10 protein-coding genes are annotated in these 11860 nt (G+C 63.3%); 6 read left to right on the top strand and 4 right to left on the bottom strand.

All coding sequences use genetic code 11. The features are described 5' to 3' along the window. Positions 1-174: 174 nt before the first annotated feature. The 6 genes from NCT05_RS18625 (at position 175) to NCT05_RS18600 (ending at position 8975) form a co-directional block, all read left to right on the top strand. Positions 175-456, top strand: a complete 282-nt coding sequence (locus tag NCT05_RS18625) for a DUF4148 domain-containing protein (RefSeq protein ID WP_008353580.1) — start codon at positions 175-177, stop codon at positions 454-456. Between the two features lie 320 nt (positions 457-776). Beyond that, positions 777-3962 (top strand): efflux RND transporter permease subunit, encoded by a 3186-nt coding sequence (locus NCT05_RS18620; RefSeq protein ID WP_250502913.1) that lies wholly within the window; start codon positions 777-779, stop codon positions 3960-3962. Between the two features lie 21 nt (positions 3963-3983). Then, complete coding sequence (locus NCT05_RS18615) at positions 3984-5225, top strand: efflux RND transporter periplasmic adaptor subunit (protein WP_250440537.1); 1242 nt, start codon at positions 3984-3986, stop codon at positions 5223-5225. Further along, positions 5222-6676: an efflux transporter outer membrane subunit gene (locus NCT05_RS18610; RefSeq protein WP_250502912.1), complete on the top strand. Its 1455-nt coding sequence runs from the start codon at positions 5222-5224 to the stop codon at positions 6674-6676. Before NCT05_RS18615 ends, NCT05_RS18610 begins: the two co-directional genes overlap by 4 nt. 92 nt (positions 6677-6768) lie before the next feature. Beyond that, positions 6769-7482, top strand: a complete 714-nt coding sequence (locus NCT05_RS18605; protein WP_008353587.1) for a heavy metal response regulator transcription factor — start codon at positions 6769-6771, stop codon at positions 7480-7482. Further along, positions 7479-8975: a heavy metal sensor histidine kinase gene (locus NCT05_RS18600; RefSeq protein ID WP_008353588.1), complete on the top strand. Its 1497-nt coding sequence runs from the start codon at positions 7479-7481 to the stop codon at positions 8973-8975. The genes NCT05_RS18605 and NCT05_RS18600 overlap by 4 nt, the downstream gene beginning before the upstream one ends. 10 nt (positions 8976-8985) lie before the next feature. On the opposite strand, the gene NCT05_RS18595 is transcribed toward NCT05_RS18600, so the two are convergent. The 4 genes from NCT05_RS18595 to NCT05_RS18580 all read right to left on the bottom strand — a co-directional run bounded on the left by NCT05_RS18595 (position 8986) and on the right by NCT05_RS18580 (position 11694). Next, the gene (locus NCT05_RS18595) at positions 8986-9612 is read right to left on the bottom strand and encodes a hypothetical protein (RefSeq protein ID WP_175979219.1); all 627 of its coding nucleotides are present in this window, start codon (positions 9610-9612) and stop codon (positions 8986-8988) included. Positions 9613-9756: 144 nt separating this feature from the next. Then, the gene (locus NCT05_RS18590) at positions 9757-10728 is read right to left on the bottom strand and encodes a hypothetical protein (protein WP_008353590.1); all 972 of its coding nucleotides are present in this window, start codon (positions 10726-10728) and stop codon (positions 9757-9759) included. A 144-nt stretch (positions 10729-10872) separates the two neighbouring features. Next, positions 10873-11220, bottom strand: coding sequence for a hypothetical protein (locus tag NCT05_RS18585; protein ID WP_175979218.1), 348 nt, complete (start codon positions 11218-11220; stop codon positions 10873-10875). Positions 11221-11343: 123 nt separating this feature from the next. Beyond that, positions 11344-11694 (bottom strand): hypothetical protein, encoded by a 351-nt coding sequence (locus NCT05_RS18580; RefSeq protein ID WP_175979217.1) that lies wholly within the window; start codon positions 11692-11694, stop codon positions 11344-11346. Positions 11695-11860: the final 166 nt, after the last annotated feature.

The following is an 11860-nucleotide window of genomic DNA, read 5'->3' as shown; positions in this document are numbered from 1 at the left end:
CACCGGCTGCGCGCATTCACAGACAGCCCCAATCTGACCAAAGCGTCATCTCATCGCCAGCATCTCGTCACGGTACGACAAATAGAATTCAGTGGTGGCTGTAGCGAGCGTGCCGACGCTGCATATCGCGCAACCGCACGTCCCGTTCATTTTTACCCGCATGAGGAGTGCGCCATGAAACTAGTCACACGCATCGCTGTAATCGCCCTTGCTGCCGCGCCGCTCGCCGCGCTCGCACAATCCGAAGGTCTCACGCGCGCGCAGGTGAAAGCGGATCTGCAACGCGTCGAACAAGCCGGCTATAACCCGTCCGAGCGCGATGCGTTCTATCCGAACGACATCCAGGCAGCCGAAGCCAAGGTCAGCGCGCAAAGCGCATATGGTTCGTCCAGCGACGGTTCGTCGTCTTCGGGACGCACGATGTCGACGACGCCGCTCGGTCAAACCCCGCAGTAACGCACGCTCATCGAACGAGACACGCGCGGCCTTCCGCGCCGTCTCGCTCGCGTCCCTTCGAAGCGCGTAACCCGCGCTCGCGCTTCGCTATTCCCCGCTGTCCGATGCGAATGCTCCGCCCTACCATGGGCTTTCGCAAGCTTGCTTTCAAACCGCCTTATCTGACATCGGCGCCATATTCACGTCATATTGTCGTTGGCACCCGGCCACTACTATAACGACACTGATGGCGAACCGCACGCCCCGCTCCGTCATTGCGTCCCGCGCGTTGCATTCGCCTCATTCGCAGCGCCCTCTCCCAGCTTCTTCCGAACGACTCAATGTGGATAGTCAACGTTGCGCTTAAGCGGCCATACACGTTCATCGTGATGGCCATCATGATCCTGCTGGCGACGCCGTTCGTCCTCATGACGACGCCTGTGGACGTGCTTCCCGAAATCGACATTCCGGTTGTCAGCATCATCTGGAATTACACAGGCCTTTCCGCGCAGGACATGGCCAATCGCATCACGTCGGTCAACGAGCGCAGCCTCACGACCACGGTGAACAATATCGAGCACATCGAGTCGCAATCGCTGCAAGGCATCGCGATCATCAAGCTCTTTCTGCAGCCCACCGCGAACATCCAGACCGCGATCGCGCAAACAGTGGCCGTCGAACAGGCGCAAGTGAAGCAGATGCCGCCGGGCGCGACGCCGCCCCTCGTCATCAGCTATTCGGCGTCGAGCATTCCGGTGATTCAGCTCGGGCTTTCGAGTCCGAAGCAATCCGAGCAGGACCTGAACGATACCGCGCTCAATTTCTTGCGCCCTCAACTCGTGACGATTCCGGGCGCGGCCGTGCCTTATCCGTATGGCGGCAAGACGCGCCTCATCTCCGTCGATCTCGACACGCGCGCGCTGCTCGCGAAAGGACTCACGCCGACCGATGTCGTCCAGGCCGTCAACGCGCAAAACCTGATCCTTCCGACCGGCACCGCAAAGATCGGCCCGCGCGAATATACGGTCGACATGAACGGTTCGCCCGCGACCGTCGCGGGCCTGAACGACATTCCGGTTCGCACGATCAACGGCGCGACGACCTATCTGCGCGAAGTCGCGCACGTCCGCGACGGCTTCTCGCCGCAGACCAACATCGTGCGTCAGGACGGGCATCGCGGCGTGTTGATCTCGGTGCTGAAGAACGGCAACGCGTCGACGCTGTCCATCGTCAATACGTTGCATGATCTCTTGCCGCAAGCGCGGGCGTCGCTGCCTTCCGATCTGAAGATCAGCGCGCTCTTCGATCAGTCGGTGTTCGTGAAGGCCGCCGTGCAAGGCGTCGTGCGCGAAGCGCTCATCGCCGCCGCGCTCACCGCCGCGATGATCCTGCTCTTTCTCGGCAACTGGCGCAGCACCTGCATCATCGCGATCTCGATACCGCTCTCGATTCTCTCGTCGCTGATCGTGCTGCATGCGCTCGGGCAGACGATCAACATCATGACGCTCGGCGGCCTCGCGCTCGCAGTCGGCATTCTCGTCGACGATGCCACCGTCACGATCGAGAACATCGAGCGTCATCTGCACATGGGCACGAATCTGCACGACGCGATCCTCGAAGGCGCAGGTGAAATCGCGGTGCCCGCGCTCGTCTCGACGCTGTGCATCTGCATCGTGTTCGTGCCGATGTTCTTTCTCACCGGCGTCGCCAAGTTCCTGTTCGTGCCGCTTGCGGAAGCCGTCGTGTTCGCAATGCTCGCGTCGTACATCCTTTCGCGCACGCTCGTGCCGACGCTCGCGATGCTGTTGATGGGCCACGCGCACGCACCCGATGGGAAGGCAAAGCCGAATCTCTTCGTGCGTCTGCATCAGCGCTTCGATCGCGGCTTCGAGCGCATGCGCGGCGCGTATATCGTGATTCTGTCGAGCCTGCTCGTGAAGCGGCGTCTGTTCGCGACGCTCTTTCTCGGCTTCTGCCTGTTGTCGGCGGGCCTCGTGTTCGTGCTCGGCGAAGACTTCTTCCCGAGCGTCGATGCGGGCGATATTCGCCTGCACATGCGCGCGCCGACCGGCACGCGCATCGAGGAGACCGCGCGACTCGCGGATGAAGTCGAAAAGGTCGTGCGCCAGATCGTGCCGCAAGACGAACTCGCGACGATACTGGATAACCTCGGTCTGCCTTATAGCGGCATCAACCTGTCGTACAGCAATGCCGGAACGATCGGCACGCTCGACGGCGAAATTCAGGTCGCGCTCAACGCGGATCATTCGCCGACGCAAAAGTACATCGACGAATTGCGTGCGCTCCTGCCGCGCCGCTTTCCCGGCGTCGAATTCTTCTTTCAACCTGCGGACATCGTCACGCAGATTCTCAACTTCGGCTTGCCCGCCGCCATCGACGTGCAGATTCAAGGACAGAACGGCCAGGCGAATTTCGAAGTCGCGAGCAAGCTGATGAAGCAGATCCGCATGATTCCCGGCAATGTCGATACGCACATCCAGCAGAAGCTAGACGAACCGGCCATCGATTTGCAGATGGATCGCACGCGCCTGCAGCAACTCAATCTGTCCGCAAGCAACGTCGCGCAGAACGTGCTGGTTTCGCTTTCGGGAAGCTCGCAAACCGCGCCGGGATTCTGGTTCAACCCGCGCAACGGCGTCGAATACAACCTCGCGGTGCAGACGCCGCAGTATCAGATTTCATCGATCGACGAACTGCTGCGAACGCCCGTGTCCGCATCGCTCAACGGTCCCACGCAACTGCTCGGCAACCTCGTGCGCCTCTCGCCGAAGAATCAGTTCGCGGTGGTCACGCACTACAACATCCGGCCCGTGATCGATCTCTTCGTGAGCGTCGAAGGCCGCGATCTCGGCAGCGTCGCGCGCCAGGTTAATCAACTCGTCGATGAAGCGCAGAAGACGCTTCCGCGCGGCAGCCAGATCGTCGTGCGCGGTCAGGTCGAGACGATGCGGACGTCGTTCGTCGGCCTCGGATTGGGCGTCGCGATGGCGATCGTGCTCGTGTATCTGCTGATCGTCGTGAACTTCCAGTCGTGGATCGATCCGCTCATCATCGTAAGCGCATTGCCCGCCGCGCTCGCGGGCATCATCTGGATGCTCTTTCTCACCGGCACGCACCTGAGCGTGCCCGCGCTGACCGGCGCGATCATGACGATGGGCGTCGCCACCGCGAACAGCATCCTGATGGTCTCGTTCGCGCGACAGCGTCTGAACGCGGGCATGCCGCCGCTCACCGCCGCGCTCGAGGCGGGCGCGAGCCGCATACGCCCCGTGTTGATGACCGCGTTCGCGATGATCATCGGCATGATTCCGATGGCGCTCGGCCTCGGCGAAGGCGCCGAGCAAAACGCGCCGCTCGGCCGCGCGGTGATCGGTGGCCTGCTGTTCGCAACGGTTTCCACGCTCTTTTTCGTGCCGCTCGTCTTCGCAGGCATTCACGCACGTCTTGCACGGCGCGCCGCGCGAAGAGGTAACACGCAACATGAAGACGGCAGCGGCCAACACTGACATCAAAGCATCCCGACGAACATGACTGAAAAGAACCACGCATCGCTTGCGATTCCCGCTCGCGACCCGAACGAAGGGCCCGCGCTGCCGCCGCGCAACGTCGAATGGAAACGCGCGAAGATCGCGCTCGTGATCGTGCTCGCGTTGCTCGCGATAGGCGCGGCGCGCACGGTCGTCACCGATGTGCTGCATGGCCATTCCATCGCCGCGCGCACGCAGCAGAACGCGCAGCAATACGTGAACGTCGTCATGCCTAAAGAGACCGATGGCGGCGGCGAAACGACGTTGCCGGGGACCTTGCGCGGCTTCGTCGAATCGCCGATCTATGCGCGTGCGACGGGTTATCTGCTGCACTGGTACGTCGATATCGGATCGCGCGTGAAGCAAGGCCAGTTGCTCGCCGATCTCGACACGCCCGAGATCGATCAGGAGCTTGCGCAAGCGGTCGCGCAACGCGATCAGACGGCATCGAGCCTCGGACTCGCGAAGAGCTCGCTCGAACGCTGGCAGCAATTGCGTCAGCGCGATGCCGTGTCGCAACAGGAACTCGACGAGCGTCAGAGCACGTACAACCAGGACGTCGCGAATCTCGCGGCCGCCGATGCCAACGTGAAGCGTCTGCGTCAGCTCGAATCGTTCAAGCGCATCGTCGCGCCTTTTGCGGGCGTCGTCACGCAGCGCAATGTGGATGTCGGCGATCTGATCGATGCGGGCAGCGGCACGAGCCGCGCGCTCTTCGCGCTCGCCCAGTCGGACCCGTTGCGCGTGTTCGTGCAGTTGCCGCAGGCTTACGCGCAGAACGTATCGGTCGGACAGGACGTGACGGTCACGCAGGCGGAGCTGCCCGGCGAACAGTTCCACGGCAAGATCACGCACATCTCCGGCGCGATCGACGTGCCCACGCGCTCGTTGCAAGTCGAAGTGACGCTGCCGAATCCCGATGGGCGGCTACGGCCCGGCGCGTATGTGCAGGTCGCCGTGCCCGCGACCGCGCACGCGCGTCTGCTCGTGCCAGGCAACGCGCTGCTCTTCCGTTCCGAAGGTCCACGTCTCGCGGTCGTCGATGGCAACGGTCATGTGAGCCTGCGCAAGATCGTGATCGCGCAGGATCTCGGACAATCGCTCGAAATCGAGAGCGGAATCGACGCGACCGACAAGGTCATCATCAACCCGAGCGATTCGATCGCCGATGGCGATCACGTCGTGATCGCGCCGCAGCAAACGCAACGACAGCCCGCGTCGGGCAGCAAGGCCGCATCATGAAGACCGCGCTTGGCATCACGCTCGTCTCGCTGCTTGCCGCGTGTACGGTCGGGCCCGACTATCATCGGCCCGTCGCCGCAACGCCGCCTACGTGGAAGACGGATTCGTACTGGCGCGTGGGCGAGCCGTCGCATGCGCCGCTCGCGCTCGACTGGTGGCAAGGCTTCGGCGATGTGACGTTGAACGGTCTCGAAACGCTGGCGCTCGCACAGAATCAGACGCTCGCCGCGGCGAGCGCGCACTACGCACAGGCTCGCGCGACGCTCGCGCAAACATCCGCGCTGACGCTGCCTGAAGTCGATCTCGGTGCAAACGCGTCGCGCTCGCGCATTTCGAAGAACCGGCCCGTCACCAACTACGCGACGCCGAGCAACGCTACCGTTCAAAGCGATCTGAAGCTCGCGCCGACGGTCAACTACGACGTCGATCTGTTCGGCCGCATCCGTCGCGAAGTGGAGGCCGCGCATGCATCGGCGGATCAGTCGCGCGACGATCTCGCGAATGCGCGCCTCGTGCTGACCACCGATCTCGCCAGCGACTACTTCTCGATGCGCGAGCTCGATGCGGAGATCGACGTGCTGAATCGTTCTGTCGTGCTGCAAAAGAAAGCGCTCGATTACGTGCAGGCGCAACACGATCTCGGCGCGGTGTCAGGCCTCGATGTATTGCAGCAGCAAGCGCAACTCGATCAGACGCGCGTGCAGGCGCAACTGCTGCTCAATCAGCGCGCGCAATTCGAACATGCGATCGCCGCGCTCGTCGGGACGCCCGCGCCGCAATTCTCGATCGCGCCTGAATTGAACGAACGCCCGCTTCCGCCGATTCCACTCGGCGTGCCGAGCGATGTACTGCAACGCCGGCCCGATGTCGCATCCGCCGAGCGTGCGATGGCCGCGGCCAATGCGCAGATCGGCGTCGCGAAAGCGGCGTTCTTTCCGAGCCTCACGTTGAACGGCACGGTCGGCTGGGAAAGCACGGCGTTCTCAAGTCTGATTTCCGCGCCGAGCCTTTTGTGGACCATCGGGACGATGGCAAGCCAGGTCATCTTCGATGGCGGACGGCGCTCGGCAGCCGTCGATTTCGCGAACGAAGGCTATGTCGCGGCCGTCGCGAATTATCGGCAGACGGTGCTCGGCGCGTTTCAGCAAGTGCAGGACGGCATCGTCGGATTGTCGGTGCTGGACGGCGCGGCGAAACAGTCGCACGCCGCGGTCGTCGATGCGCAACGCTTGCTGTCGCTCGCGAACGATCGTTATTCGGGCGGGCTCGTCGCCTATCTCGACGTCATCACCGCACAGCAGCAATTGCTCACGAGCGAACGACAGGACGTGCAGATTCGCGGACAGCAGCGCACCGTATCGGTGGCGCTCGTGAAGGCATTGGGCGGCGGATGGGACACTGCATCGAACGACGATCAGAAGCTTGCGAACGCAACTACTTCGGGCGAGTAGAAAGAAAACGTAAGCACGATGCCCGCGAGGCTCGTATAGTTAGCAGTTGAACAATGCGGTAAACACACACTGAACGCGCACAGGTGCCAGGCATGAAAGTCCTGATAGTCGAAGACGAACACAAAGTGGTGGATTACCTGCGCTCGGGGTTGACCGAGCAAGGCTGGGTCGTCGATGTCGCGATGGACGGCGAGGAAGGCACGCATCTCGCCATCGAATACGACTACGACGTGATCGTGCTCGACGTGATGCTGCCAAGACGCGACGGCTTCGCGGTATTGAAGGCGCTGCGCCTCCAGAAGTCGACGCCGGTCATCATGCTGACCGCGCGCGATCACATCAACGATCGTGTGCGCGGCCTGCGCGAAGGCGCGGACGATTACCTCACGAAGCCGTTCTCGTTTCTCGAACTCGTCGAGCGTCTGCATGCGCTCGCCCGCCGCACGCGCGCGCAGGAATCGACATTGATATCGGTCGGCGATCTGTATGTCGATCTGATCGGCCGCCGCGCAACACGCGACGGCGTGCGGCTCGACCTCACCGCGAAGGAATTTCAGTTGCTCTCGGTGCTCGCGCGCCGTCACGGCGACATTCTCTCGAAGACCGCGATCACCGAGCTCGTCTGGGAAGTCGATTTCGAAAGTCACACGAACGTCGTCGAAACGGCGATCAAGCGGCTGCGCGCGAAACTGGACGGACCGTTCCGCACCAAACTGCTTCATACCGTGCGTGGCATGGGCTATGTGCTCGAAGTGCGCGAAGTTCGCGACACGCGCGAAGCAAGGGAAGACGCGAGACCATCATGAACACGCAGTGGATATCGTCGACGCCACGCGAGGCACGCGACGCGCGCGAGCCGCGCACGCAACGCTCCATTTCGCGGCGGCTCGCCGTCATGTTCGCGCTCGTCGCGCTGTTCGTGTTTGCGCTCGTCGGCTCGGGACTCTTTCTCGTGCTGCGCGTGCAACTGGAGCAGCATTTGCGCGACTCGCTCGACAATCGCGCGGAGATTGCGCGGCTCATCGTCACGCATGTATCGACGCCGGAGAAATGGAAGATCGCGAAGGAGAAGCTCGCCGACATCACCCCGCGCGACGGCTCCACGCTCTTTGCCGTGTCCAGCAACGATCCGCGCTATGAATACGGCTCGCCGCCCGCGGGCCGCGTCGTCAAGCGCGTGATGGGCGGTTACGTTCACTTCCGTCCGGAAGATCGCGCCTACGACATGCTGATGACCACGCTCACGATTCCGCCCAACGGGGATCGTCCGCCGCTGCAGCTCTTCGTCGCGATCGATTGCTCGCCGAACGTTCATACGATGCGCGCGTTCGGTCTCGCGCTCGCCGCGCTGATGGCGCTCGCCACGGTCGCGGTCCTGCTGCTGAGTTATTCGGTCGCGCGGCTCGGCCTCGCACCGCTCACGCGCCTCACGCGCGATGCATCGAAGCTGAGTCCGACCAATCGATCGCAACGCCTGAACACGCGCGCGCTGCCGATGGAACTCGAAGATCTCGCGAAGTCCTTCAATGGCGCGCTCGAACGGCTCGATCACGCATATGGCCGGCTCGAATCCTTCAACGCCGATGTCGCGCACGAATTGCGCACGCCGGTCACGATTCTCATCGGTCAGACGGAAGTCGCCTTGACGCGCGATCGTTCGATCGACGAGCTGCGTCACACGCTGCAATCGAATCTCGAGGAGTTCGAACGCGTGCGCGCGATCATCAACGACATGCTGTTTCTCGCGCGCGCCGATCAGGGCGAACGCGCGACGGGACTCGTCGAAGTGTCGCTCGCGGCGGAGGTCAATCGCACACTGGAGTTTCTCGAGATTCCGCTGGAAGAAGCGCGAGTGCGCGCCGTCGCGAACGGCGATGCGCGCGCGTTCGTCAATACGTCGCTATTCGGCCGTGCGCTGTCCAATCTCGTGATGAACGCAATTCAGCATTGCGCGCCCGGCGCGACGATTTCCGTGGCCATCACGCGGGAACATGGGCGCATTCGCATCGCCGTGGCCAATCCCGGCGAATCGATCCAGCCGCATGTGATGGCGCATCTCTTCGACCGCTTCTATCGCGCGGAAAGTTCGCGCACGAATAGCCGCGAGAATCACGGCCTCGGGCTTGCCATCGTGAAGGCGGTGGCCGAGATGCATCGCGGCACCGTGTCGGCGACGAGCGAGAACGGCGTCAACACGTTCTCGTTCTCGGTCGCGCGTTTCGGCACTGAATCGCGACCCGTCGAAGACGTCGCCTTGCCCGTGCCGCCGGTCGTGGAACGGAAGTCCGCCACGACATGAAGCGCGTGCATCACTGACAGAAGTATTCATCCGATGCGGCCATCGGCGCTTCGGCTGTCGCCGGCCTGAAGTGGCTGTACTTGCGATACGTCTTGCCGTTCACCGTCACCGATTCGGCGGCTTCGGTCTCGCCCGTTGCCGACGCGATCGCGCTGCTATGCGCTTCGACGTTGCCATTGCCCCAACTGCTCGCGCGCGCATACGATCCGCCTTTCGACGTATCCGTCTTGTTCGCTTCCGATATCGTGCTCGTGACGGGATTGCCGAAGCTCTTCGTATCGATCGACGATTGCGGCGGCACGTAGCCCCACTTCGACGTGACCGTGCTCATGTCGATCTGCTGCGGCTTCCAGCCGATCACCTTCGCGCCGATCGCGAGCGGCGACAACTCCACTGCGACGATCTGCGTTCCGCGCCGCGCGACGAGCAGGCACTTGCCGCCCGACGTCTGCAAGGGCACGTAGCCGCTCGAAGGCAAGAGCGCGAGCGCCTGCGCATCGGGCATCGACTGCACGCCGACCGGGTTCGCGGCCCAGATCACGCCGGCGCTTGCATCGGCGCGCGCGCTCATCGGCATCATCGAGACCGTCGCACTCGCCGCGAGCGCGATGGCCGCCATTTTCTTGTGACTCTTCATCGCATGCCTCAGCGGGAAAACGAGGGTTGACTCTCCGGGACCAGTCTTTCAAAAGCCAACCCTTCAAAGGTAGAGACGGCCCGATTGCTCAGGCGCGTCTCTCTCGCTCCATGGCGTCACCCTGCCATTGGACCTGTTGCTTCCTCACTTCACCAGCGAGACTTCGATCTTTTCGCCGATGGGCGTGCTCGCCACTTCGACGCCATTCGTATCAGCCTGATCGTACACGCGAGCGGCGACCGGCGTCGGCTGCGCGACCTGCTTCGCGGGCGCCGGCTGAGCCTGCTTGGCCTCGTTCTGCGTCTTCATGCTGACTTCCGGATTGTTGGCGGCGGTCACCGGCAGGCCGAGGCGCGCGCGCACCAGCGGATCGCGATACTTCTCGTCATCCGACAGCACCGCGTCCTCGCCCGATTTCGCGAGCGGCGTGGTCGTGCCCGGGCACAGATGACCCGTCGCCTCGACGGCGCGGCGGTTCGCTTCGCTCTGGCAGAGGAGCGCGAGCGCGACATCGGTCAGGCCCATCGCGCGGAATTCGCGTGCATCGAGGCGGCGTACGCAAGCCTGATCGACGAGCGTCGTGCCGCCGGTCGCGCCGAAGCCGGTGATCGACAGGCCGAAGCTGGCCGAGCCCATGCAGGTGTCGGAGAGCGTCGTGGTGAGCGACGGTGCGGCGATCGACGGCGTCGTGCGGACCGAGTACGAGCTCTGGTTGTAGTCGACCGTCGTGCGCGTGTCGAAGGCGCTCGTGCCGGGGCCGCTCGTGGCCGCCTTGCCGGTCGCATCGGCGCCGCTTGCATCCGTGCCGGATGTCGTCAGTTGCGGCATCGTCAGCGAGATGTTCACATTCGATGAGCCGCCCTGCGCGGTCGAACGGCCGCCGCTCGCCGTCGCGACGCCGAGGCCGCCGACCGACGACGAATTGGAACTGGTGTTGGCCGTCGAATTCGCCGACGTGCCGATGTTGTTGAGGCTCGATCCGCCGCCCTGGCCGATGCCCGTCGACGTCGAACCCGAAACCGAGCCCGACGAGGAATTGGCGGTGGTGTCGGCGTGGGCGAGTTGCGCGGCGCAAAACAGCACCGCGCATGCCAATTGCAGAGTGGTCTTGTTCATTTTGGTTCTCCGGAAGAAAAGGGGAACGCCACAGCGCATGACGGTCCCGGACGACTTAGAGTTTTTTTATGAGTTCGGCAAAGGCGGTATCCCGCAAGCGCACGCTCGTCATGACGCCGCCCCTGCCTTGAGTCGCCGACCAGCTTAGCGCCAGCCGCCGCCCAGCTTGCTCCATGCATTGGCCGCTGCGTCCGCGCCCGAGGTGCCGCCCGCTTGTGCGTTGCCGTGGCCGAAGCCGCTCACCGTCGACGTATTCGTGTGGCTCGTCGTTGCGTTGGTGGCGTTGCCCGTCACGCCGAACTTGTTGCCGGCGATCGATTGCGCATTGCCATTGGCCGTGCCCGAGTTCGTCGCCGTGAAGCGGCCGAAGCCCGAGACCGAAGCGGACGTCGTGCCGCCCGAGGTCGAGGACGAGCTGGAGTTCGTGGTCGTGGCCATCGCGGCGACGGAGACGAACGAGAGCAGTGCAGCAGCGATCAGAGTGCGTTTCATGATTTGCATTCCTTATCGAATCGGTAAGATTGGATTTCGTTTTTTGTTGTTCGAACCGGGATCACATCGGTTGCGGGAAAGCGAACCCCGTTGCGGCGAAGTTCGCCGTCCGTCGCCGTGTGCTTAGCGCCAGCCGCCGCCCAGCTTGCTCCAGGCATTCGCGGCAGCGTCGGCGCCCGAGACGCCCGTCGCCGTCGAGCCGCCGAAGCCCTTGCCGCCCACCGACGACGTGTTGATGTGGCTCGTCGTCGCGTTGGTCGCGTTGCCCGTCACGCCGTAGCCCTGGCCGGCGATCGACGAAGCGTGGCCGTTGGCGGCGCCCGCGTTGGTTGCGGTGAACGAGCCGAAGCCGAACACGGCTGCGCTGGTCGTGCCGCCCGAGGTCGAGCTCGAGCTGGAGTTCGTGCCCGTTGCGAAGGCAGCGGCGGAAACGAGCGAGAGGACGGCGGCTGCTGCGATCAGTTTGCGTTGCATGGTGAGGTCTCCAAGTGTAGGCGCACAGTCAATTCCAGCTACATCGACGCCGGTATGTAGCGGATACAGCAAATATCGTTTCGTTAGTATTCCTATCTCCGACGTCTGATCGAATCTGGCTTCGATGGATCAGCGAGCGTTTGAGAAAGGACGCCCCTTTGGGGCG

This window comes from Caballeronia sp. AZ7_KS35 (assembly GCF_023631045.1).
GTDB classification, from domain to species: domain Bacteria; phylum Pseudomonadota; class Gammaproteobacteria; order Burkholderiales; family Burkholderiaceae; genus Caballeronia; species Caballeronia zhejiangensis.
This window is presented reverse-complemented; position numbering and strand designations above follow the sequence as displayed.